Origin of the sequence: Pseudomonas sp. WS 5021 (assembly GCF_012985535.1) — a bacterium.
Lineage (GTDB): Bacteria > Pseudomonadota > Gammaproteobacteria > Pseudomonadales > Pseudomonadaceae > Aquipseudomonas.
In genome coordinates this window covers 746456-768801 of the sequence record NZ_JAAQWP010000003.1, presented here as the reverse complement: position 1 = coordinate 768801, position 22346 = coordinate 746456, and the positions used below count along the sequence as shown (strand labels likewise).

20 protein-coding genes are annotated in these 22346 nt (G+C 62.3%); 3 read left to right on the top strand and 17 right to left on the bottom strand.

Annotated features, from left to right (window positions below):
• Positions 1-74 precede the first annotated feature (74 nt).
• Positions 75-719 carry a cAMP-activated global transcriptional regulator CRP gene (gene crp / locus HBO19_RS13485; RefSeq protein WP_169953830.1) on the top strand — a complete coding sequence of 215 codons (645 nt, stop codon included), beginning with the start codon at positions 75-77 and terminating at the stop codon, positions 717-719.
• Here crp and HBO19_RS13480 read toward each other — a convergent pair.
• The 4 genes from HBO19_RS13480 to HBO19_RS13465 form a co-directional block, all read right to left on the bottom strand.
• Positions 716-1411 carry a lipoate--protein ligase family protein gene (locus tag HBO19_RS13480; protein WP_170057656.1) on the bottom strand — a complete coding sequence of 232 codons (696 nt, stop codon included), beginning with the start codon at positions 1409-1411 and terminating at the stop codon, positions 716-718. The two genes, crp and HBO19_RS13480, sit on opposite strands and share 4 nt — an antisense overlap.
• Before the next feature lie 157 nt (positions 1412-1568).
• Positions 1569-2405 carry an indole-3-glycerol phosphate synthase TrpC gene (trpC, locus tag HBO19_RS13475; RefSeq protein WP_169953828.1) on the bottom strand — a complete coding sequence of 279 codons (837 nt, stop codon included), beginning with the start codon at positions 2403-2405 and terminating at the stop codon, positions 1569-1571.
• Positions 2402-3451 (bottom strand): anthranilate phosphoribosyltransferase, encoded by a 1050-nt coding sequence (gene trpD / locus HBO19_RS13470; protein ID WP_170057655.1) that lies wholly within the window; start codon positions 3449-3451, stop codon positions 2402-2404. Before trpD ends, trpC begins: the two co-directional genes overlap by 4 nt.
• Before the next feature lie 9 nt (positions 3452-3460).
• Positions 3461-4054, bottom strand: coding sequence for an aminodeoxychorismate/anthranilate synthase component II (locus tag HBO19_RS13465; protein WP_038443772.1), 594 nt, complete (start codon positions 4052-4054; stop codon positions 3461-3463).
• Positions 4055-4474: 420 nt separating this feature from the next.
• Here HBO19_RS13465 and estP point away from each other — a divergent pair, with 420 nt between their 5' ends.
• Positions 4475-6397: an esterase EstP gene (estP, locus tag HBO19_RS13460; protein WP_170057654.1), complete on the top strand. Its 1923-nt coding sequence runs from the start codon at positions 4475-4477 to the stop codon at positions 6395-6397.
• 106 nt (positions 6398-6503) lie between these two features.
• Here estP and trpE read toward each other — a convergent pair whose 3' ends face one another.
• The 10 genes from trpE to HBO19_RS13410 form a co-directional block, all read right to left on the bottom strand.
• On the bottom strand, positions 6504-7985 hold the full coding sequence (trpE, locus tag HBO19_RS13455; RefSeq protein WP_169953826.1) for an anthranilate synthase component I: 1482 nt from the start codon (positions 7983-7985) through the stop codon (positions 6504-6506).
• Between the two features lie 68 nt (positions 7986-8053).
• The gene (locus tag HBO19_RS13450) at positions 8054-8872 is read right to left on the bottom strand and encodes a phosphoglycolate phosphatase (protein ID WP_170057653.1); all 819 of its coding nucleotides are present in this window, start codon (positions 8870-8872) and stop codon (positions 8054-8056) included.
• On the bottom strand, positions 8869-9543 hold the full coding sequence (gene rpe, locus HBO19_RS13445) for a ribulose-phosphate 3-epimerase (RefSeq protein ID WP_169953824.1): 675 nt from the start codon (positions 9541-9543) through the stop codon (positions 8869-8871). Before rpe ends, HBO19_RS13450 begins: the two co-directional genes overlap by 4 nt.
• An 84-nt stretch (positions 9544-9627) precedes the next feature.
• Complete coding sequence (locus tag HBO19_RS13440) at positions 9628-10776, bottom strand: iron-containing alcohol dehydrogenase (protein ID WP_169953823.1); 1149 nt, start codon at positions 10774-10776, stop codon at positions 9628-9630.
• Between the two features lie 199 nt (positions 10777-10975).
• Positions 10976-11803: an ABC transporter permease gene (locus HBO19_RS13435; RefSeq protein ID WP_029296783.1), complete on the bottom strand. Its 828-nt coding sequence runs from the start codon at positions 11801-11803 to the stop codon at positions 10976-10978.
• A gap of 12 nt (positions 11804-11815) precedes the next feature.
• Positions 11816-13063 (bottom strand): ABC transporter permease, encoded by a 1248-nt coding sequence (locus HBO19_RS13430; RefSeq protein ID WP_169953822.1) that lies wholly within the window; start codon positions 13061-13063, stop codon positions 11816-11818.
• Between the two features lie 156 nt (positions 13064-13219).
• A complete protein-coding gene (locus HBO19_RS13425) occupies positions 13220-14260 on the bottom strand; it encodes an ABC transporter substrate-binding protein (protein ID WP_169953821.1) in 1041 nt (346 codons plus the stop codon).
• 46 nt (positions 14261-14306) lie between these two features.
• Positions 14307-15419, bottom strand: coding sequence for an ABC transporter ATP-binding protein (locus HBO19_RS13420; protein WP_029296791.1), 1113 nt, complete (start codon positions 15417-15419; stop codon positions 14307-14309).
• Between the two features lie 291 nt (positions 15420-15710).
• The gene (locus HBO19_RS13415; protein WP_169953820.1) at positions 15711-16340 is read right to left on the bottom strand and encodes a response regulator transcription factor; all 630 of its coding nucleotides are present in this window, start codon (positions 16338-16340) and stop codon (positions 15711-15713) included.
• 68 nt (positions 16341-16408) lie between these two features.
• A complete protein-coding gene (locus tag HBO19_RS13410; RefSeq protein ID WP_170057652.1) occupies positions 16409-18802 on the bottom strand; it encodes a transporter substrate-binding domain-containing protein in 2394 nt (797 codons plus the stop codon).
• 61 nt (positions 18803-18863) lie between these two features.
• Here HBO19_RS13410 and HBO19_RS13405 point away from each other — a divergent pair, with 61 nt between their 5' ends.
• On the top strand, positions 18864-19841 hold the full coding sequence (locus HBO19_RS13405) for an alpha/beta hydrolase family protein (RefSeq protein WP_170057651.1): 978 nt from the start codon (positions 18864-18866) through the stop codon (positions 19839-19841).
• 37 nt (positions 19842-19878) lie between these two features.
• Here HBO19_RS13405 and HBO19_RS13400 read toward each other — a convergent pair whose 3' ends face one another.
• The 3 genes from HBO19_RS13400 to HBO19_RS13390 are packed head-to-tail and all read right to left on the bottom strand — an operon-like array spanning position 19879 to position 22344.
• Positions 19879-20646 (bottom strand): DnaJ domain-containing protein, encoded by a 768-nt coding sequence (locus tag HBO19_RS13400; protein WP_170042257.1) that lies wholly within the window; start codon positions 20644-20646, stop codon positions 19879-19881.
• A gap of 1 nt (position 20647) precedes the next feature.
• Entirely contained in the window at positions 20648-21322 is a 675-nt protein-coding gene (gene murU, locus HBO19_RS13395; RefSeq protein ID WP_169953817.1) for an N-acetylmuramate alpha-1-phosphate uridylyltransferase MurU, read from the bottom strand.
• Positions 21319-22344: a phosphotransferase gene (locus HBO19_RS13390; protein ID WP_170057650.1), complete on the bottom strand. Its 1026-nt coding sequence runs from the start codon at positions 22342-22344 to the stop codon at positions 21319-21321. The genes murU and HBO19_RS13390 overlap by 4 nt, the downstream gene beginning before the upstream one ends.
• Positions 22345-22346: the final 2 nt, after the last annotated feature.

The following is a 22346-nucleotide window of genomic DNA, read 5'->3' as shown; positions in this document are numbered from 1 at the left end:
CCATCCATTGGATGGACCTCGCTCGATAAAAATATAAGTCCAACCACACCGTGCAGTCTTTTCGGGATACAACCATGGTTGCTATTACCCCCATACCCAAGATCAAGAACCTCGATAAGTTACTGACCCACTGTCAGCGTCGACGCTATCCGGCCAAGCAGAACATCATCTGCGCCGGGGAGCGCTCGGAAACCCTGTTCTTCATTATCAAAGGTTCGGTCACGATCCTGATCGAGGATGAAGACGGCCGCGAGATGATCATCGCCTACCTCAATACCGGGGACTTTTTCGGCGAGCTGGGCCTGTTTGAGCAAGCCGGAAAAGAACAGGAGCGTAGCGCCTGGGTGAGGGCCAAGATCGAGTGTGAGGTCGCGGAAATCAGCTATGCAAAATTTCGCGAGCTGGCCGAACAGGATCCAGACATCCTCTACGCCCTGAGCGGCCAGATTGCCCAGCGCTTGCGCAACACCACGCGCAAAGTCGGCGACCTGGCGTTCTTCGATGTCACCGGGCGTGTCGCCCGCTGCCTGCTGGAGCTGTGCAAGCAGCCAGACGCCATGACTCATCCCGACGGCATGCAGATCAAGGTTACGCGCCAGGAAATCGGGCGCATCGTCGGTTGTTCGCGGGAGATGGTCGGTCGAGTGCTCAAGGATCTGGAGGAACGCAACCTGGTTCACGTCAAAGGCAAGACGATGGTGGTGTTCGGCACTCGCTAGTGCGCAAAGACCTGCGCCAGCATCTGCCGGTACAAACCGTCGAGGCGGCTGATCGCATCCGGCGCCGCAAAAGCTTCATGCAGGGCGATATGGCTGTCAGCGCACACCCGTTGCTCCAGGCCACACGCCTGATTGAAGCGATTGACCGCAGCAATCAGTTCCTCACGATGGTTATCCAGCAACAGTGCGCCATGCACCAGGCCCACCGGGCGCCCACCACTCTGGCGCCAACGCTGGGCAGTGCCGACCATCTTGCGTCCGTCGAGATTGACGTTATAGCGACCATCGCAAAAGGCACCGTCGATTTCGCCCACGGAGGCATCGCCGCCCAACTCGGTCAGCAAATCGCAGATGGGTTGGCACAGGCGCAAATATCCGGTTTCAATCCGACCCTGGTCGCCCTCACTACGTGGCGGCGCGTAGACCAGTGCAATGTTCACCGTCGCCGCTGACTGCGGCACCGGCTCGCCCCCGGTTTCGCGCAGCAACACCGGCCAGCCGTGGGCCGCCGATACCTGGCTGGCCGCGTCAAATGCGGGCAGGCGGCTCAGGCGCCGAGGCATTACCAGTGCCTGGTCACTGGGTTGCCAGAACAGCAGGCCGAATGATTGCTCACCCGCGCAGACGGCGGCCAGCAAGTCTTGCTCGGCGGCAAGGCCTGCTTCAACGGTCATCGCTACGGGCTGGATCATCGGGCATCTACCTCTCTGAATAAACACAAAAACAAATGTGGGAGCTGGCTTGCTCGCGATAGCAACGTATCAGTCACCAATGCATTGACTGAAAGTCTGCTATCGCAGGCAAGCCAGCTCCCACACAAGCCAGCTCCTACCGTGACCGCGTTTTGAATCAATCCAGCGTCGAGCCGCTGACCGGCAGACCACGCTCCGGGAAAAACAGGCGCTGCAACTCAGCCCCAGGATTCTCCGCACGCATAAAAGTCTCGCCAACCAGGAACGAGTAGACGTCGCTGATTTCCATCAGCTCCACATCCGCACGATTGACGATACCGCTCTCGGTAATCACCAGGCGGTCGCGGGGAATGCGCGGCAGCAAGTCCAGCGTGGTTTCGAGGCTGACCTCAAAGGTGTGCAAGTTGCGGTTGTTGACCCCCACCAAGCGTGTGTCGAGGGTTTTCAGCGCGCGTTCCAGTTCGTCACCGTCGTGGACCTCGACCAATACATCCAGGCCCACGCCCTTGGCAACTGCCGCCAGTTCGGCCATCTGCACGTCGTCCAGCGCCGAAACAATCAACAGCACGCAATCGGCGCCCAACGCCCGGGCCTCGACGATCTGGTACGGGTCGATCATGAAGTCCTTGCGGATCACCGGCAACTTGCACGCGGCGCGGGCTTGTTGCAGGTAAGCGTCGGAGCCCTGGAAGTAGTCGATATCGGTCAACACCGAAAGGCAGGTCGCCCCGCCTTTCTCATAGCTGGCAGCAATCTCTGCTGGCACGAAGTGCTCGCGGATCACGCCTTTGCTTGGCGAGGCCTTTTTGATCTCGGCGATCACCGCTGGCTGCTTGAGCTTGGCCTGGGTGATCAGGGCATTGGCGAAGCCGCGCGGTGCATCGGCGCTTTTCGCCAGGCCTTCCAGCTCGGCCAGGCTCACGCGGGCGCGGCGCTCGGCGACTTCTTCAGCTTTACGGGCGAGGATGTTTTCCAGGACTGTTGGCACGCTCATCCTTCATTCTCCATTTTGAATACGGCCGTGAATGCTCCCAGCTCTTCGAGCTTTTCGCGAGCCAGACCCGTATGCAGCGCATCGTGGGCCAAGGCGACACCTTCTGTAAGACTATAGGCGTGATCGGCTGCGTAAAGTGCCGCGCCAGCATTCAGAACAATCATCTCTGCCGCTTTCTGACCGTTTTCAGTCTTGCGACGCCCCAGGGCATCGCGAATCAATTCCAGGGAAGCGGCCGGGCTTTCCACCGCCAGGCCGTGCAGGCTCTGGCTCTTCATGCCCAGATCCTCTGGCTCGACCCAATACTCAGTGACCTGATCGTTCTTCAGTTCCGCCACAAAGGTCGGCGCCGCAAGACTGAATTCGTCCAGGCCATCCTTGGAGTGCACCACCAGCACATGCTTGCTACCCAGGCGCTGCAGGACTTCGGCCAATGGCCGGCACAGTGCCTGGCTGAACACGCCCACCACCTGATGTTTCACACCGGCCGGATTCGTAAGCGGGCCAAGCATGTTGAACAGGGTACGCAGGCCAAGGTCCTTGCGCGGTCCGGCGGCGTGTTTCATCGCACCATGGTGGGACTGGGCAAACATAAAGCCGATGCCAACGCTGTCGATGCAGCGCGCCACCTGCACCGGGGTCAGGTTCAGGTAGATACCTGCTGCCTCCAGCAGGTCGGCACTGCCGCTCTTGCCGGATACAGCACGGTTGCCGTGCTTGGCTACGGTGCAACCGGCAGCCGCCACCACGAAGGAGGAGGCCGTCGAGACGTTGAAAATATTCGCACCATCGCCGCCGGTGCCGACCACATCGACCACGCCGTCGAGGGTCTTGAGCTCGACCTTGTCCGCCAACTCGCGCATCACCGAGACGGCGCCGACGATTTCGTCGATGCTCTCGCTCTTCATACGCATGGCCATCATAAAGGCGCCAATCTGCGCATCGGTGCATTGACCGGTCATGATTTCGCGCATCACATCGCTCATTTCAGCGGTGCTCAGGTCCAGATGGCCGACGATACGGCTCAGGGCAGTCTTGATATCCATGGAAAGTCCTTAGCGCGTGCCGCCGCTCTGCTTGAGAAAGTTGGCGAACAGCTCGTAGCCCTGCTCGGTCAGAATCGATTCAGGGTGAAATTGCACCCCTTCGACATTCAGTGTCTTGTGCCGCAGGCCCATGATCTCGTCGACCGAGCCGTCTTCCAACTGGGTCCAGGCCGTCAGCTCCAGGCACTCGGGCAAGGTTTCGCGCTTGACCACCAACGAGTGGTAGCGGGTCACCGTCACCGGCAGGTTCAGGCCCTGGAACACGCCCTGATCATTATGGAACACCGGGCTGGTCTTGCCGTGCATCACCTGGCGGGCGCGCACTACGTCGCCGCCGAACGCCTGGCCGATGGACTGGTGGCCCAGGCAAACCCCGAGGATCGGCAGCTTGCCGGCGAAAAACTGGATGGCTTCCAGGGAGATACCCGCCTCGGTCGGCGTGCACGGGCCAGGGGAAACCACAATGCGCTCAGGGTTCAGGGCAGCAATCTGTGCCACGGTCATTTCATCGTTGCGCACCACCTTGACCTCGGCACCGAGCTCGCCCAGGTATTGCACAACGTTGTAGGTAAAGGAGTCGTAGTTATCAATCATCAGCAACATGTGGGTTCAAACCTCTTGAATTCACTGATTTCGAATGACCGCCTTCCAAGAGAGTGACCCGCTGCCAGACGCACTTTCCGGTTGCCGGGGTCAGCCGGCAAGGGGCGTCGAACAAAGGGTGAAGAAGGCAAATCGGTACAGGTCCGGCCGGGCCGGCAGAGAAAATTCAGGCGCGCCAACGCCAACGGGCGTGTGCCTTGACTACTCGCATCAAGAGTTTGCTGATGATCAACACGGGGAGGGTCTCATTCATACGTTCCCGCACAGTAACGTAGCCTCGCCAGCGGTGCAATATGGAGCAGCAAATACGGGGGGCATGACAAAGGGTTTGTAGGAAAAAAACGATTTTCCTCACAGGCAACTCCCACTACATTGCTAGTGTTTCACTTCCGATACAAAAACAATCACATGGAATTGCGTATGCTCAGACCATCTTTTGTTGCGCCCCTTGCCGCCTGCCTCCTGGCGCTGGCCTGCGCGCAGGCGTTTGCAGCCCCTTCACCTTATTCAACCATGGTCGTTTTCGGCGATAGCCTGGCGGACGCGGGCCAGTTTCCCGATGGTCTGTCCGGTGCCACCCTGCGTTTTACCAACCGTACCGGTCCCACATTCCAGGGCGACTACGGCCTGGTTTCCTCGACCCTGCTGGGCTCCAAACTAGGCGTGGCAGCGAACGACCTGAATGCCTCCACCTCTCCGGTTCGCGCGGCCCAAGGCTTGCCTGATGGCAACAACTGGGCGGTCGGCGGCTACCGTACCGACAACATCCTGGATTCCATCACCTCGCTATCCAACACGGCGATCCCTCCGGGCAATGCGGGCGCCGGCACGGTGTTGCGCAGCCGCCAGGGGTATCTGCCGGCAAACGGCGGACGCGCCGACCCCAACGCCCTGTATTTTCTGTCCGGTGGCGGCAATGACTTCCTGCAACAGCGCGTCCTCAGTCCAGGCCAAGCCGTTGCCGCAGGCGGGCGCCTGGCCGACAGTGCCCAGGCCCTGCAACAAGCCGGCGCGCGCTACATCATGGTGTGGATGCTGCCCGACCTGGGCCTGACACCCGCCATCAACGGCACGCCGCAGCAAGCTGCGACGTCCGCCCTGAGTAATATTTTCAACCAGGCATTGGTACAGCGCCTGTCGCAGATCGATGCCCAGATCATCCCGTTGAATATTCCACTGCTGTTGCAGGAATCCTTCGCCGACCCTGGCCGATTTGGCCTGGCGACCGGGCAGAACCTTACCGGCACCTGCTTCAGTGGCAACAGCTGCACCGCCAACCCGACCTATGGCATCGGCGGCACCAACCCGGACCCGACCAAACTGATCTACAACGACTCGGTCCACCCCACCGTCGCCGGGCAACGCTTGATCGCCGACTATGCCTATTCGCTGCTCGCCGCTCCCTGGGAGCTGACGCTGTTGCCGGAAATGGCCCACGGCACACTGCGCGCCCACCAGGATGAGTTGCGCAACCAATGGCAGGCGGACAACGGCAACTGGCAGGCCGTGGGCCAATGGCGCGCAATTGTCGCCGGTGGTGGCCAGCGCCTGGACTTCGACGGTCAAGGCAGCTCCGCCAGTGGCGACGGCAGTGGCTACAACCTGAATGTCGGCGCCAGCTATCGCCTCGACGACAGTTGGCGCGTAGGCGTGGCGGCCGGGCTGTATCGCCAGACGCTCGAAGCCGGCGCCAGCGACTCGGACTACAAGCTCAACAGCTACATGGGCAGCGCATTCGCGCAGTATCAGCACAACCACTGGTGGGCTGATGCCGCGTTGACCGGCGGCCGGCTGGACTTCGACAGCCTCAAGCGCAAGTTCGCCCTGGGCGTCAGTGAAAGCTCGGAAAAAGGCGACACCGACGGCTGGCTCTGGGCCTTGAGTGGCCGGGTGGGCTACGACATTGCCGGGGTCGGCAGCGATTGGCACCTTTCGCCGTTCATCAGCGCCGACTATGCGCGAGTCGAAGTCGATGGCTACGGGGAAAAAGGCAACCGCTCCACCGCGCTGACCTTTGATGATCAGCAACGCGACTCCAGGCGCCTGGGCGTTGGCCTGCAGGGTAGCTACCGCGTCACTCCGCAAACCCAGGTTTTTGGCGAAGTGGCTCACGAGCATGAGTTCGAGAATGACACCCAAAAGGTGAACATTTCGCTCAACAGCGTGCAGGGGATCGATTTCAAGCTGGACGGCTACACCCCCCGCAGCAACTCCGATCGCCTGAGCCTCGGGGTCAGCCACAAGCTTACCCAGGAGTTGGCACTGCGCGCGGCGTACAACGTGAGGAAGGATGACAGCCTGACCCAGCAAGGGGTCAGTGTGGGGGTGAGCCTGGATTTCTAACGCAGCCTTAAAAACAACATAAAACCCATGTGGGAGCGGCGGTGCGACGATTCGACTTGCCCGCTCCCACACAAGCCCAACCCCACATTTAGATCGGGATCGACCGTCAGTCTTGCGGCGTCTGCTCGGCCAACGCCACCGCACGGAACATCGCTCGGCGCTTGTTCAGGGTTTCTTCCCACTCAAGGGCCGGCACCGAGTCGGCCACGATCCCGCCGCCCGCCTGCACGTGCAGTTCACCGTCCTTGATCACCGCCGTGCGGATCGCAATGGCGGTGTCCATGTTGCCATTCCACGCGAAATAACCCACGGCGCCGCCGTAGACACCACGCTTGACCGGCTCCAGTTCGTCGATGATTTCCATCGCGCGAATTTTCGGTGCGCCAGACAAGGTGCCCGCCGGCAGAATTGCGCGCAGCGCGTCCATTGCCGTCAGGCCGGCCTTCAGCTCGCCGGTGACGTTGGACACAATGTGCATCACGTTGGAATAACGCTCGATCACCATTTTTTCGGTGAGCTTCACCGAGCCGATTTCCGAAACGCGCCCGGTGTCGTTACGCCCAAGATCGATGAGCATCAAGTGCTCGGCGATTTCCTTGTCGTCCGACAGCAGGTCCTCTTCGAGCGCCAGATCGGCCTCTTCGGTCGCGCCACGAGGGCGCGTACCGGCAATCGGGCGCACGGTGATCAGGTTGTCTTCGACGCGCACCAGTACTTCCGGCGAACTGCCCACCACGTGGAAGTCACCAAAGTTGAAGAAGTACATGTACGGCGTCGGGTTGAAGCAACGCAGGGCCCGGTACAAGTCGATGGGCGCCGCCTTGAAGTCGATGGACATACGCTGCGACGGCACCACTTGCATGCAGTCACCGGCGAGGATGTACTCCTTGATGGTATCGACCGCGCGCTCGTAGTCATCCTGGGTAAAGCTGGAACGGAACACCGGATCGGCCGCCGGTGGACGGCTGAGGTCCAGGCCGCGACGCGGGGTGATCGGCTGGCGCAGCTTGTCCAGCAGGGCTTCGAGGCTGGCCTGGCCTTGCTCGAACGCGTCGGCCTGGGCCGGGTCGGCGAGCACGATCGCGTGCATCTTGCCGGCCAGGTTGTCGAACACTACCACCGCGTCGGAAACCATCAGCAAGATGTCCGGTACGCCCAACGGATCGGGGTTCGGGCATTTGCCCAGCCGCTGCTCTACATAGCGCACGCAGTCGTAGCCGAAATACCCCACCAGGCCGCCATTGAAACGCGGCAGGCCAGGGATGGTCGGCACGTTGTAGCGCGCCTTGAAGGCTTCGACGAAGGCCAGCGGGTCTTGCACATCGTGGCTTTCGATCTCGATGCCGTCATGGGTGATGCTGACGTGATGGTCATGCACCCGCAGGACCGTGCGGCACGGCAGGCCGATGATCGAATACCGGCCCCACTTCTCGCCGCCCTGTACCGATTCCAACAGATAGGAATTGGGCTCATCGGCCAGTTTCAGGTAGATCGACAGCGGTGTATCGAAGTCAGCCAGGGTTTCCCGGGCCATGGGGATGCGGTTGTAGCCGGCAGCGGCCAAACGCAGGAATTCTTCGCGGATCATGAGGTGCCTCGTGGCGTGAGGGTCTAACAGTCAGGTATGCAAACGTGCCGCAGCGCGGCCAGGATCAGTCAGGCGCGCCAACGCCAGCGGGCCAGGGCCTTGATGACTTTCATCCAGAGTTTGCGAGTGACCACCACGATGGGATTTCCAGAAGGGGATGGGACAGCGTCGGGCAACGTTATCTCAGCGCCCGCTCCCAAGCAACCGGGGATTAGCAGTCGCAGGTCATCAATGACCAGCGCCGGCGACTCTTCGGCGATCGGCCGGCCATGGTTGTAGCCGTAGCTCAAGGCCACGCACTTGACCCCCGCCGCTTTCGCCGCCAGCACATCACTGCGCGAGTCGCCGACAAACAGCGACTGGGAAGCCGGGATATTGGCCATTTTCATCACAAAGAACAGCGCCGCCGGGTCGGGCTTTTTCTGCGGCAGGGTATCGCCGCCGATGATCCAGCGGAAATACCGCCCGATCTTCATCTGGTCCAGCAACGGAGCGACAAAGCGCTCCGGCTTGTTGGTGATCAGGGCCATTTCCACGCCCTGCTTGTGCAGCCACTTGAGGGTGTCGCGCACGCCGGGGTAAACCACGGTCAGTTCGTGGCCGTCTTCGTAGGCCGCATTGAACAGTTCCAGCGCGTGCTCGGCTTCCACGTCATCGACGTCCTCGGCGTCGATATGGTTGGCCAAGGCACGGCGCACCAGCACCTGCACGCCGTTGCCGACCCAGTCGCGCACCGACTCGATACCGACCGGTTTGCGCCCCAGCTTGAGCAACATGTGATCCACCGCAGCCGCCAGGTCCGGCACCGAGTCGACCAGGGTGCCGTCCAGATCGAACATCACCAGCCGCGGCAATTGACCGGGGAACAGCTGCTCAAAACCGCTCATGGACGCGCCAGCGCCAGTTCTGCACGCATTTTGGCGATCACTTCCTGGTAGTCAGGGGTGTTGAAGATCGCCGAGCCGGCGACGAAGGTATCGGCGCCAGCCGCCGCGATGTCACGGATGTTGCTGACGTTGACCCCACCGTCGATCTCCAGGCGGATATCGCGGCCAGAGGCATCGATCAGCGCACGGGCTTCACGCAGTTTGTCGAGGGTGCCGGGGATGAACTTCTGCCCGCCAAACCCTGGGTTGACGCTCATCAGCAAGACCATGTCGACCTTGTCCATCACGTACTTGAGCGTGTCCAGCGGAGTCGCCGGGTTGAACACCAGCCCGGCCTTGCAGCCGCCTTCGCGGATCAGTTGCAGGGAACGGTCGATGTGCAGCGTGGCTTCCGGGTGGAAGGTGATGTAGGTCGCACCGGCTTCGATGAAGTCGCCGATGATGCGGTCCACCGGGCTGACCATCAGGTGCACATCGATGGGCGCGGTCACGCCGTACTTGCGCAGCGCCGCGCATACCATCGGGCCGATGGTCAGGTTCGGCACATAGTGGTTGTCCATGACATCGAAGTGTACGAAGTCGGCACCGGCGGCCAACACGTTGTCCACTTCTTCACCCAGGCGGGCGAAGTCGGCGGAGAGGATCGATGGAGCAATAACGAAGGGCTGCATGACGCACCTTTTCTGAGCTAAATCACGATGGCGCGCATTGTATACCTCATGCTTTGCTGCGCGCACCGTGACCTGACTCAATGGTTAGTAGGCGGCGCGGTAGATTTTCTCGATATCCGCCGCGCTCAGCTTGCGTGGGTTGTTGCGCATCAGGCGCTCGATTCCCGCCGCCTCTACCGCCATGGCCGGGATCGCATCCTCGGGCACGCCAAAGCTGCGCAGGCCGGAAGGGATCTCCACTGCGGCACACAGTCGCGTCATGGCCGCCACGGCCTGGTCCGCCGCATCGTTGACGCTCAAGCCCGTGACGTTCACCCCCATGGCCTGGGCGATATCCTGCATGCGCTCGACACAGGCCAGTTTGTTCCAGTGCATCACGTAAGGCAGCAGCAATGCGTTGCTCACCCCGTGGGCAATATTGAAACGCCCGCCCAACGGGTAGGCCAACGCATGCACCGCGCCCACCCCGGCATTGCCGAAGGCCATGCCGGCCATCAGGCTGGCGGTGGCCATATCGTCACGCGCCTGCAGGTTGGAAGGGTTGGCGTAGGCCTTGGGCAAGGCCTTGGCGATCAACTTGATCGCCCCGATAGCCAGGGCATCGGTGATCGGCGAAGCGTTCAGCGACAGATACGACTCGATGGCATGCACCAGGGCATCCACACCACTGGCCGCCGTGACACTGCGCGGGCAGGTCAGGGTCATTTGCGGGCTGATCAGCGCAACGTCCGGCAGCAGGTAGTCGCTGACGATGCCTTTTTTCAATTGCGCGGCCTTGTCCGAGAGAATCGCCACATTGGTCACCTCCGACCCGGTGCCGGCCGTAGTGGGAATGGCGATCAGCGGCGGGCCCTTGCGCGGCACCTGGTCCACCCCGAACAAATCCGCCAGGGCGCCGTGATACCCGGCATAGGCGGCGACGCTCTTGGCAATATCGATGGCACTGCCGCCGCCCACACCGATCAGGCCGTCATGCCCGCCTTCGCGGTACACCTGCATGCAGTCTTCGACGATGGCGATCTCCGGGTCGGGCAGTACCCGGTCGAAAATCTCAAAGGGGCGATCCCCCAACTGCGCCAACGCCAATTGCACCGTGCCGGACTTGACCAGTGCGGCATCGGTGACGATCAGCGGGTTATCGACATCCAGCCGGGTCAGCTCGGCGGCCAATTGCTCGATGGCACCTGGGCCGGTGAGCAATTTATGGGCGATCTTGAATGAGGAGATACTCATGTGCGCGGCCTCTTATAAAGTTGGGGGCTGGCACAAGAATAGCTGGGGAATGTGGGTTGTCTGCCATTCAGCGGCTGAATGGCCAGATCATTCAAAGCGAACCCGGTCAATGTAGGAGCTGGCTTGCCTGCGATGGCCTCGTACCGAGTCGAGGCCATCGCAGGCAAGCCAGCTCCTACAGATGATAGGGTTTCAGCAGTCAGACCTGTGCCGTACGCAGTTTTTCGCTGCGCCCACGCAGCCATTCCAGGGTCAGCAACAGCACCACCGAGAAGGCAATCAGCAGAGTCGCCGCTGCGGCAATGGTCGGGCTGAGGTTTTCGCGGATGCCGCTGAACATCTGCCGAGGCAAGGTGGCCTGCTCGGGCCCGGCGAGGAACAGCGTTACCACCACCTCATCGAACGAGGTGGCAAAGGCAAACAGCGCCCCGGAAATCACCCCCGGCGCAATCAGCGGCAGCGTCACCCGGCGAAACGCGGTCAGCGGCGATGCCCCCAGGCTGGCCGCTGCCCGCACCAGGTTATGGTTGAAGCCCTGCAACGTTGCCGACACGGTGATGATCACAAAGGGCACGCCCAGTACCGCATGCACCACGATCAGTGAAAAGAAGCTGTTGCCCAGCCCCAGCGGAGCGAAGAACAGGTAACTCGCCACGCCGATAATCACCACCGGCACCACCATCGGCGAAATCACCAGGGCCATCACCAGCGCCTTGCCGGGAAAATGCCCACGGGTCAGGCCGATGGCAGCCAATGTACCGAACACCATCGCCAGCACCGTGGCCGCCGGGGCGACGATGATGCTGTTTTTCAGGGCACGCATCCATTCCGCCGAGGCGAAGAAGTCCTGGTACCAGTGCAGCGAAAACCCCTGCAGCGGGTACACCAGGAAACTCCCCGAGTTGAATGACAGCGGGATGATCACCAGCACCGGCAGGATCAGGAACAACAGGATCAGGCCGCAGAGGATCCGCAAGCTGTAGAACCACACCCGCTCGATGGGTGACATATAAGGACTGCTGGACATGTCAGGCGCTCCTCAGCTCAGGCGCAGGCGGCTGGCGCCCACCAGCCAGTTGTAGATCAGGTACAGCACCACGGTCGCCAGCAGCAGCAAGCCGCCCAGCGCAGTGGCCATGCCCCAGTTGATGCTGGTGTTGGTGTAGAACGCCACGAAGTAGCTGACCATCTGGTCGTTAGGGCTGCCCAGCAGGGCCGGGGTAATGTAATAGCCAATCGCCAGGATAAACACCAACAGGCAGCCGGCACCGACGCCCGCGTAGGTCTGCGGGAAGTACACCCGCCAGAAACTGGCAAAGGGGTGACAGCCCAGCGAAATCGCCGCACGCATATAGGTCGGCGAAATACCCTTCATCACGCTGTAGATCGGCAAAATCATGAACGGCAACAGGATATGCACCATGGAGATGTAGACCCCAAGCCGGTTGAACACCAGCTCCAGGGGCTTATCGATAATGCCCAGGCTCATCAGCGCGCCGTTGATCAAGCCGCCGGACTGCAGCAACACAATCCACGCGGCGACACGCACCAGTACCGAGGTCCAGAAGGGCAGCAGCACCAGGATCATCAACAGGTTGCTTTGCCGCGCCGGCAGGTTGGCCAGCAAGTACGCCAGCGGATAGGCCAGCAGCAGGCAACACACGGTAATCACCAGGCCCATCCAGAAGGTGCGGGCGAAGATATCGAGGTAGATCGCCTGGTCCGGGGTGGCCGGCGCGACTTCGCCGAGGTCGTCGATCCGATGATCGACGGCCGCCAGCAGGTAATAAGGCGTAAGGCTGCTGGTGTTGCGGCGGATTGCCTGCCAGTACGCGGGGTCGCCCCAGCGTTCGTCGAGGTTTTCCAGCGCTTCTTTATAAGAGGCCGGCACTTCGCTAAACGGCAGCGCCCGCGCAGTTTTGGTCAACAGGCTGCGATAGCCCGCCAGTTCCATGTTCAGGCGCTTGGACAGGTCGCCCAAGGTCTGGTTTTTACGGGCTTCGCCCAGGTCCTCGCTGATAGCCTGATACACCGGCTCGTCGGGCAAGCCGCGACCATCCCAGGCGGTCACCGCCACCACGGTACGCGGCAAGCCGGCGACCACTTCCGGGTTACCGACGCTTTTGTAGAGCAACGCAACGATGGGCACCAGGAACACCAGCAGCAAAAACACCACCAGCGGCGCGATCAAGGCCTGGGCCTTCCAGCGGTTAAGCCGCTCGGCACGGGCCAGGCGCTGTTTCAAGCTGGGGGTGGTGACCTCGTTCGAGGGAACGGCGATGGCCATGGCAAACTCCGGAAAATCTACAGTTGAGACCCGTGTTAAAGGCCCCTTGTGGGAGCCGGGCTTGCCCGCGATGACAGCGCCTCGGTGTGTCAGGTCTACCGAGGTGATGCCATCGCAGGCAAGCCAGCTCCTACAGGGGTTTAGCGGTGGGGCTTATTACTTGGCAGCCCAGGAGTTGAAGCGCTGCTCCAACTGCTCGCCGTTATCCGCCCAGAAGCTCACATCGATCTGCACCTGGTTGGCGATGTTTTCCGGGGTGGTCGGCATATCCTTGAGGATGTCCTTGGCCAGCAACGGTACGGCCTGGGTATTGGCTGGGCCGTAGGCGATGTTTTCCGAATAGGTTTTCTGCTGTTGCGGTGCGACGGAGAAGGCGATGAATTTCTTCGCCGCCTCGGCGCGTTCCTTGCCCAGGCCCTTGGGGATCGCCCAGGCATCAAAATCGTAGATGCCGCCGTTCCACACCACTTTCAGGTTGCTCTCTTTCTGCACGGCAGCGATCCGGCCGTTGTAGGCCGAACTCATCACCACATCACCCGAGGCCAGGTACTGCGGCGGCTGGGCGCCGGCTTCCCACCATTGGATCGACGGCTTGAGCTCATCGAGTTTCTTGAAGGCGCGGTCTTGGCCATCTTTGCTGGCCAGCACTTTGTACACGTCCTTGGGCGCCACACCGTCAGCCATCAGGGCAAATTCCAGGGTGTATTTGGCGCCTTTGCGCAGTCCACGCTTGCCGGGGAATTTCTGGGTGTCCCAGAAATCCACCCAGCCGCCTGGTGGCGCCTTGAGCTTGTCGGCGTTGTAGGCCAGCACGGTGGACCACACGAAGAAACCCACGCCGCAGGGCTGGATCGCGCCTTTCACGTAATCTTGCGTGTTGCCAAACAGTGCAGGGTCCAGCGGCTCGAACATGTCTTCGTCACAGCCACGGGACAGCTCCGGCGATTCGACTTCCACCAGGTCCCAGGACACGCTCTTGGTGTCGACCATGGCTTTGACCTTGGCCATCTCGCCGTTGTACTCGCCGGCGATGATCTTGCCGTGGCCCGCGCTTTCCCACGGCGCATAGAAGGCCTTGACCTGGGCCGCCTTGTTCGCGCCGCCAAACGACACCACCGTCAGGTCAGGACCTGCCATGACCTGTGAAGCACCCGCCAGGCCAATGGCCAGGGCGGTCAATTTCAGGGATCTCAACATTTATTGTTCTCTCCACGTGCAGGGTTGGATGAAGCCAAGGGGGCGATCAGTTCGCCTCTAGAAGTGGGTCGAGTGCGCGAACGTGCTCGACTTGCCAGCCAATCGGAACCACATCGCCGACCGTCAGCGCCGGGTCCAGCTCGGCGATCGGTTGTTTCACAAAGAAATCAGCCTTGCCGCAGACTTCCAGGCGCACACGTACGTGGTCGCCCAGGTAGATAAATTCGGCCACCCGACCCGAGAAGCGATTGCTGCAGCTTTCGCTGGAACCGTTGAGGCTGACCCGCTCCGGGCGCACCGACAGCGTCACCGGCCCCCCGATCTGCCCGACATTCACCGCCAGCGCCTCGACCTTCTCGCCCCGCGCCAGCTCGACCACGCAGCGCTCGCCGGTGTGGCTGTGCAGGCGGCCGTTAAGGCGGTTGTTCTCGCCGATGAAGTTGGCGACGAAGGTGTTTTTCGGCTCTTCATACAAGGTGCGCGGCGGTGCGATCTGCTGGATCTCGCCCTGGTGGAACACCGCCACCCGGTCGGACATGGTCAGGGCTTCACCCTGGTCGTGGGTCACGTAGACCACCGTCACGCCGAGGCGCTGGTGCAGGTGCTTGATCTCCATCTGCATGTGTTCACGCAGCTGTTTATCGAGGGCGCCGAGGGGTTCGTCCATCAGCACCAACTGCGGCTCGAACACCAGTGCGCGAGCCAGGGCCACCCGTTGTTGCTGGCCGCCGGAGAGCTGCGCCGGGTAGCGCTGGGCGAAGGCGTCGAGCTGGACCATGCTCAGCACGCGCTTGACCCGCTCGCTGACATCGGTCTTGCTCAAGCCGCGTACGGTCAGGGGGAACGCCAGGTTCTCGGCCACGGTCATGTGCGGGAACAGCGCATAGTTCTGGAACACCATGCCAATGTCGCGCTTGTGCGGCGGCACGTTATTGATGGAGCGCCCGGCCAGGAGGATTTCCCCGGCGGTCGGCGTTTCAAAGCCCGCCAGCATCATCAGGCTGGTGGTCTTGCCCGAGCCGGACGGCCCCAGCAGGGTGAGGAACTCGCCTTTGCGAATGTCCAGGTTGAGGTCTTTGACGATCAGGTTCTCGCCGTCGTAGCTCTTTTGCACACCACGAAAGCTGACCAGCACATCATTTGAATCCACCTCGCTCATACCCGCACCTTTGTGTTTTGGACTGCTGTGGAGCTAGCGTAGTCCAGGCGCAAGCCCCCGGAAATCGGGGCGCAGGAGAGATTGGCATCAGCAGGGTGGAAGGTTGAGGGTAGGGATTGCCCTACACGGATGGCGGGCATGGGACAGTTGGGCGGCCAGGAGGACGCGACAAGCCGCAGGCATGGGCTGCGGGGTGCTGCCGGGGTGTCGCAAATAGATACGCCTCCCTGTAGGAGCCCGGCTTGCCGGCGATGGCGCCCTCAAGATAGCCACCACCGGCAAGCCGGGCGCCTACAGGAGTTTGTGCTCCATCGCGTACTTCACCAGTTCTGCCAGGGAGGTAATGTTGAGTTTTTGCATCAACCGCGCCTTGTGGGTGCTGATGGTCTTGCTGCTCAGGGCCAGTTGCTGGGCGATATCGTTGACGTTGGCACCCTGGGCCAAACGCTCGAACACCGAGAACTCGCGCTCGGACAACAGCGAATGCAACGGCCGGGTGTCGGTGAGGCCGACTTCGAACACCATGCGGTCCGCCAGGTCCGGGTCGATATAGCGCCCGCCCGCGGCCACCTTGCGGATCGCCGTCAGCAATAGCGCCGGATCGCTGTCCTTGGTGGCGTACCCTGCCGCGCCGACCTTCAACGCCCGGGCGGCCATTTGCGCCTCGTCATGCATCGACAACACCAGGATGGCCGGTGGATTGTTCAGCGCACGGATCCGCGCAATCGCCTCCAGGCCGTTGACCCCAGGCATGGAAATATCCAACAGCACCACCTCGCAAGGTGTATGGCGCAAGGCTTCCAGTAACTGCTCGCCGTTCCCCGCCTCGCCCACCACCAGCAGGTCCTTGGCCAGGCCGATCAACTGCTTGATGCCTTCACGGACGATGGTGTGGTCTTCGGCTACCAATACGCGGATCACGGCAATTTCCTCTCTCTATAGCGATTAAACGCCGACATTCAAAATGTGGGAGCAAGACCACAAGGGATCTATGGCGAATCCAACGGCACTGTAACGCTCAGGGTGGTGCCCTCCCCCAACTCGCTGTCGAGGGTCAACCGCCCGCCCATGATCAGCACCCGCTCGCGCATACCCACCAGGCCAAACGACACCGGGCGTCCCGGCGCGGGGACGAACCCTGCGCCATCATCGCTGATGGTCAGGCGCAGATTGGCGCCCTCCACCACCAGGGTCAGCTCCACAGTATGCGCCTGGGCATGGCGCATGACATTGGTCAGCGCCTCTTGCAGGATGCGGAACAGGCCGATGGCCTTGGCGTCGCTCAATGCCGGCAGATTATCCGGCACTTGCACCAGGCAAGGGATCTGCGTGCGCGCCTCGAACCGCCGCGCCTGCCATTCGATGGCCGAGGCGATCCCGGCGTCGAGAATCGGCGGGCGCAGCGCGGTGGCCACATCACGGACCAGTTGAAACAGCTGCGCGATCAGGCGCTTCATACTGTTCAGGCGCTCGTGCAGGCCGGGGTCCAATTGCGCGTAGGCCAACTCGCACATGGAGGTTTCCAGCTTCAGCACCGTGAGCATTTGCCCCAGCTCATCGTGCACTTCGCGGGCGATCCGCGCTTTCTCCTCCTCGCGCACGGTCTCCAGGTGGGCCGACAGCTCGCGCAGCTGCGCCCGCGAAGCGTCCAGTTCCAGTTCGATGCGCTTGCTGTCGCTGATGTCCCAGACGATCCCGTCCCAGACCACCGCGCCATCATCCAGGCGCCGCGTGACGGCCTTGATCTCGGCCCAGCGCTGCTCGCCTTGCCGAGTGAGGATGCGGCCCTGCCACGACCAGTTGCTCTCGGTGTCGATGGCCTGGTCCTGGGTCTGGTGATAACTGGCGCGATCATCCGGGTGTACCAGGCTACGCAGCCCCACATCGCGGTGGCTGAGCACGGACGGCGAATAACCCACCAGGCGCTCGCTGCCTTCGCTGATGTAGGCAAAATCGATGGCAGCGCTCAACGGCAGGCGCTCCAGGCGAAACACCAACCCTGGCACATTGGCGGCGATGCCTTGCAGGCGCGCTTCACTTTCCTGCAACGCGGCCAAGGCCCGGCGGCGCTCGGTAACGTCGTTGAGGTACACCACCAGGTATTCGCCACCGGCAAAGCGCAGAAAACTCAGGGACACATCCGTGGGCAACAGGCTGCCATCCGCGCGCAGGCACTGGGTGGCAAAGCTCTGCGGCCCGTCTTCACTGGCCCGGGCGCGTTTCCACAGGTTCAGCCAGCGGTCCATGCTCAAATTGGGTTCGAACTCGATCAACGGGCGTTCGATCAACGCGCCCGGGCCGTAGCCGAGCATCGCTTCGGCGGCGACGTTGGCGTAGCGCACATGGCTGTCCCAATTGACCCAGAGGATGCCGACGGTGCTTTGATCGATGGAAAACTGGGTCAGGCGCAACGCTTCGGCGCCTGCGGCACGGGCAGCGCTTTCCTCGCGCGCGGCCAGCAACTGGTGCTCCAGGGCATGTTTTTGCCGACGCTGCCACACAGCAACCGCCAGGCACGCGAGCAACAACAGGCCCAGCAACAGGCTGAGGTTTTGCCAGAACCCCGGTGATTCCGACAGCCGTGGGTATTTGGCTTGCAGCCAACGGGCGTGCAATTGCTCCAGCTCACGGGCGGGAATGGCCCGCAGGCCGCTCTCGACAATGTCCGCCAAGGCCGGCCAGTCACGCCGGGTGGCCACCCGCAGCAATTGCGGCAAGCCAATATCACCCACCACCGCCAGGCTGGCGAACTCTGGCTCGACCGACAGCCGGCTCAACTGCGCCTCATCGATCACGGCATAGCGCGCCTGCTGGCTGACCAACAATTGCAGGGCCTGGCGCTCCAGGGGCACGCCTTGCAGGTTCAGGTTGGGGTAATTGCTGCGCAGGTAATCAGCCACGGCGCTGGGCATGCGCACGGCGACCCTTGAGTGTTCGTCGAGTTTTTCCAGGTCCACCGCGCCGCTGCCGTCACGAATGCCGACGATGTGCTGGGGCACGCGCATATACGGGTCAGAAAACAACCACAGGCGCAGGCCAGCCGGGGTTTGCAGCAGGCCCGGCGCGAGGTCGACCGCGTCCTCGCGCAAGGCGTCCTCCAACTGTTCTTGCGTGGGGAAGTTGCGCCAGCTCAGCTCGATGTTCAACGCCTTGGCCAATGCCTGCATCAGCTCGACATTGGCCCCGGACAACCGCTGCAGGCGTCGGTCGTATTGCGCGTAAGGCGCCTGCAACACCACGCCGACCCGCAGTTGCGGGTGCTGCGCCAGCCACTCGCGCTGCTGGGGGGTGAGCACCGCCGGCGCCACCACGGACGCGGGCGCAGCACTTGCCATCAAGGGAAAGCACAGATAGCCGATAACCAGCAGACAGCGAAAAATCATCATTCACATCTCACATCCAACCCATTAGGCTGCCGGGATCACTTCTGGCCGGAATTGCACTATGCCCCTGCTTCACCGTTCGACACTGCCAGCATTGTGCCTGTCGCTCCTGTTTACCAGCACCTTTTGCGTGCAGGCGGCTGACACCGCGCCGGCTGCCGCCGAAAAGCCACCGCAACGCCAGCCTCTGCTCGAACGCAGCCAGGAGGAAGCCAGCGCCCTGGAGCGACAACTGCCGCCCCAGGAACAGCAGCAATTGCAGGCTGGCGACGAGTCATTCCTGGCTCTGTGGAAGCCGGCCAACAGCGCCGAGCCGCAAGGCGTGGTGATTATCGTCCCCGGCGCCGGGGAAACCGCTGACTGGCCGCAAGCCGTCGGGCCTTTGCGCCAGAAGCTGCCAGATGCCGAGTGGGGCAGCCTGAGTCTGTCATTGCCGGACCAGAGCCTGGACACCCTGGCGCCCCGAATCATCCAGGCCCCCGACTCGGCCGTCGACACCAGCAGCAAGGATGCCAGCACCGCCGCGCCCAAGCCGATCGAACAGGCCGCCAGCGCCGAAGCCGAAGGCACCGACCCGGCCCTGGTCCCCGGCGCGGATGAGCAGGACAAGACCGACGCGACCCGGATCTTCGCCCGCATCGATGCCGCCGTCGCCTATGCCCAGACCCAGAACGCCCGCAGCGTAGTGCTGCTGGGCCACGGCACCGGGGCCTGGTGGGCAGCGCGCTACCTGAGCGAAAAACAACCCGCGCAGGTGCAGAAATTCATTATGGTCGCGGCGCAAACGCCGATAGGCCGCCAACCGAACCTACAACAGCTGGCGCCGACCTTGAAGCTGGCAACGGCCGATGTCTTCTACCAGGACAATGCCCAGGCCAGCAAAATGGCGCTGGAACGCAGCCAGGCGAGCAAACGACTGAAAAATGACAACTATAAGCAGGTGTCGTTGAAGACTATCCCCGGCAATAGTTCAGCGGCCCAGGAACAGTTGTACCGGCGTATTCGCGGCTGGTTGAGCCCGCAAGGCAGCGGGACTTGACCCACCTCCCCTCGCCGCCAAGCCGGCTCCTGTAAGGTCAGCGGAAATCCCGCTGCTCACGGATCACCGTGTAGGCGCTATGCAGCTCGCGCGTACGCTCCGTAGCCTCGCGTACCTGCGAGGGGCTGGCGCCGCTGCCGGCGATCTTGTCCGGATGATGGCGACTGAGCAGTCGTCGGTAGGCACGCTTGATCACAGCCGGCTCTGTCGTGGCAGTCACCCCTAGAATCCGCAGGGCTTCCTGGTAGGTGCCACCACGAGTGGCCAGGGGCTTGCGCTCCGGCTCGTAGTCGTGGGCCAGGGCCTGGATCTGTTGCGGCGTCCACCCCAGCCACTTGCCCCAGAGGTCGATCAGGTCGCGCTCGGCGAGGCTGGCCTTGCCGTCGGCCCAGACCATGCGCCAGCAGGCACGCAGCACGCCTTCTGCGGCATGGGGCTGGGACTTGAGCACGCGCAGGTAACTGCGCACCCGATCGGTCCCCGACTTGCCCCGATTGAACGCCGCAATCGCCCGGCGCTGGGCCGGCTCGGTCATATCCAGCGCGCGCATCTCCACCCGCGCCTGCTGGATATGCCCGTCGACCACCCGCCCGTTGCTCTTGGCCAAACGGCCCAGCAACACAAACAGCAGTTCGTCGTTACGCAGCGCCGGACGGCCGCCCAGGCGCTCGCGCAGTTGCGCCCAACTGCGCAATTGCAGGCGTCGATCCAGCGCCTGGCCCAATAGCGCACCCAGCATGGCCCCCGGAATACTGGCGATGGCAAACCCCGCCCCGGCGCCGATCAAAGTCCCTGGCCACAGCATCTTACTGGCCCACGGTCAGCAGGTTTTCTACCTGCGCCAGGCGCTCCAGCGTACCGACGTCAATCCAGCGTCCATCCATGTGTTCCCCCGAGACCAAGCCTTGAGCCATCGCTGCGCGCAACAAGGGCGCCAGCTTGAAGGCACCGGCGCTGCAACCCGCAAACAGCTTGGGATGCAGCAGCGAAATGCCACTGAAGGTCAGGTTATCGGCATCGGGCGCTGCATCATGAAGCAAACCGTCCTTGATATAGAAATCGCCACCACTGGGGTGATGGGCCGGGTTGTCGACCATCACCAGGTGCGCCAGGCCGCTCAAGGGCTGCTTGAGGCGGGCAAAGTCGTAGTCGGTCCAGATATCGCCATTGACCACCAGGAACGGCTCGTCTCCCAGCAGGGGCAAGGCCTGGAAAATCCCGCCACCGGTCTCCAGCGGCTCGCCTTCGGGCGAATACTGGATGCGCACGCCGTACTGCGCGCCGTCCCCCAGGTAATGCTCGATTTGCTGGCCCAGCCAGGCATGGTTGATGACGATCTCGGTGAACCCCGCTTTCGCCAGCGCCTCCAGGTGGTACTCAATCAGGCGCTTGCCACCGGCCTGGACCAGTGGTTTGGGAGTGTGCAAGGTAAGCGGACGCATCCGCTCGCCCTTGCCGGCCGCCAGGATCATGGCCTTCATACGTGGGCCTCGGCCGGTTGGCGCAGGCTCGACAGCAACTCGCCAAGGTCGGCCAGTTCCGGCCGATCGGCCAGCACCGCTTCTATATAGGCAAAGAAGCGCGGCACGTCCGCCAGGTAGCGCGGCTTGCCATCACGGTGGCAGATACGCGCGAAGATACCGATGACCTTGAGGTGCCGCTGCACCCCCATCAAGTCGCTGGCACGCAGGAAGTCTTCAAAATCCGCCTGTACCGGAATGCCCAATTGGCCAGCACGCTGCCAATAGCCGCGCTGCCATTCGCGCACCCGTGCCTGGGGCCAACTGAGGAAGGCGTCCTTGAACAGGCAGGTGATGTCGTAGGTCACGGGGCCGTAGACCGCGTCCTGGAAGTCCAGCACGCCAGGGTTCGGTTCGCTGATCATCAGGTTGCGCGGCATGTAGTCGCGGTGCACCAGGACCTTGGGCTGGGCCAGGGCGCTGTCGATCAACAACTGGCTGACCCGCTGCCATAGGGCCGACTGCTGCGCATCGAACTCGATGCCCAGGTGCCGGCGCACGTACCACTCGGGGAACAACTCCAGCTCCCGGCGCAACAACGGCACGTCGTAGCTGGGCAAGCCGGCGTCCATCGGCAATTGCTGGAACGCCAGCAGCGCGTCGATGGCCTCGGCAAACAATTGGTCGGCATTTTCCCCGTCAATCACATCCAGGTAGGTGTTTTTGCCCAGGTCATTGAGCAAAAGAAAGCCTTGGGACAGATCCTCAGCAAAAATTTGTGGAACATTTATTCCTGATTTAGCCAACATTCGCGCGATATCGACGAAAGGTTTGCAGTTTTCCTGGGGGGGCGGAGCGTCCATCACGACAAATGTGCGACCTGCGCCCTCCCAACGGAAGTACCGTCTGAAACTCGCGTCGCTGCTGGCCGCAGTCAATGTAGCCGGGGGTACGGGGCCCCATCCCTGGGCAAGGAAAAGCTCGGGTAACTGCTGATCGAGCCACACTTTCAGGTGTTGCAAACGTAGATCTTGGTCGGGCATTA

Bases quoted from the DNA above. Each gene is read 5' to 3' on its own strand.
- HBO19_RS13420 (WP_029296791.1), bottom strand. From the start codon at position 15,419: ATGAGCGAGGTGGATTCAAATGATGTGCTGGTCAGCTTTCGTGGTGTG.
- HBO19_RS13480 (WP_170057656.1), bottom strand. From the start codon at position 1,411: ATGATCCAGCCCGTAGCGATGACCGTTGAAGCAGGCCTTGCCGCCGAG.
- HBO19_RS13435 (WP_029296783.1), bottom strand. From the start codon at position 11,803: ATGTCCAGCAGTCCTTATATGTCACCCATCGAGCGGGTGTGGTTCTAC.
- HBO19_RS13425 (WP_169953821.1), bottom strand. From the start codon at position 14,260: ATGTTGAGATCCCTGAAATTGACCGCCCTGGCCATTGGCCTGGCGGGT.
- trpC (WP_169953828.1), bottom strand. From the start codon at position 2,405: ATGAGCGTGCCAACAGTCCTGGAAAACATCCTCGCCCGTAAAGCTGAA.
- HBO19_RS13440 (WP_169953823.1), bottom strand. From the start codon at position 10,776: ATGAGTATCTCCTCATTCAAGATCGCCCATAAATTGCTCACCGGCCCA.
- HBO19_RS13390 (WP_170057650.1), bottom strand. From the start codon at position 22,344: ATGCCCGACCAAGATCTACGTTTGCAACACCTGAAAGTGTGGCTCGAT.
- trpD (WP_170057655.1), bottom strand. From the start codon at position 3,451: ATGGATATCAAGACTGCCCTGAGCCGTATCGTCGGCCATCTGGACCTG.
- HBO19_RS13405 (WP_170057651.1), top strand. From the start codon at position 18,864: ATGCCCCTGCTTCACCGTTCGACACTGCCAGCATTGTGCCTGTCGCTC.
- HBO19_RS13465 (WP_038443772.1), bottom strand. From the start codon at position 4,054: ATGTTGCTGATGATTGATAACTACGACTCCTTTACCTACAACGTTGTG.
- HBO19_RS13450 (WP_170057653.1), bottom strand. From the start codon at position 8,872: ATGAGCGGTTTTGAGCAGCTGTTCCCCGGTCAATTGCCGCGGCTGGTG.
- trpE (WP_169953826.1), bottom strand. From the start codon at position 7,985: ATGATCCGCGAAGAATTCCTGCGTTTGGCCGCTGCCGGCTACAACCGC.
- estP (WP_170057654.1), top strand. From the start codon at position 4,475: ATGCTCAGACCATCTTTTGTTGCGCCCCTTGCCGCCTGCCTCCTGGCG.
- HBO19_RS13410 (WP_170057652.1), bottom strand. From the start codon at position 18,802: ATGATTTTTCGCTGTCTGCTGGTTATCGGCTATCTGTGCTTTCCCTTG.
- HBO19_RS13400 (WP_170042257.1), bottom strand. From the start codon at position 20,646: ATGCTGTGGCCAGGGACTTTGATCGGCGCCGGGGCGGGGTTTGCCATC.
- crp (WP_169953830.1), top strand. From the start codon at position 75: ATGGTTGCTATTACCCCCATACCCAAGATCAAGAACCTCGATAAGTTA.
- murU (WP_169953817.1), bottom strand. From the start codon at position 21,322: ATGAAGGCCATGATCCTGGCGGCCGGCAAGGGCGAGCGGATGCGTCCG.
- rpe (WP_169953824.1), bottom strand. From the start codon at position 9,543: ATGCAGCCCTTCGTTATTGCTCCATCGATCCTCTCCGCCGACTTCGCC.
- HBO19_RS13430 (WP_169953822.1), bottom strand. From the start codon at position 13,063: ATGGCCATCGCCGTTCCCTCGAACGAGGTCACCACCCCCAGCTTGAAA.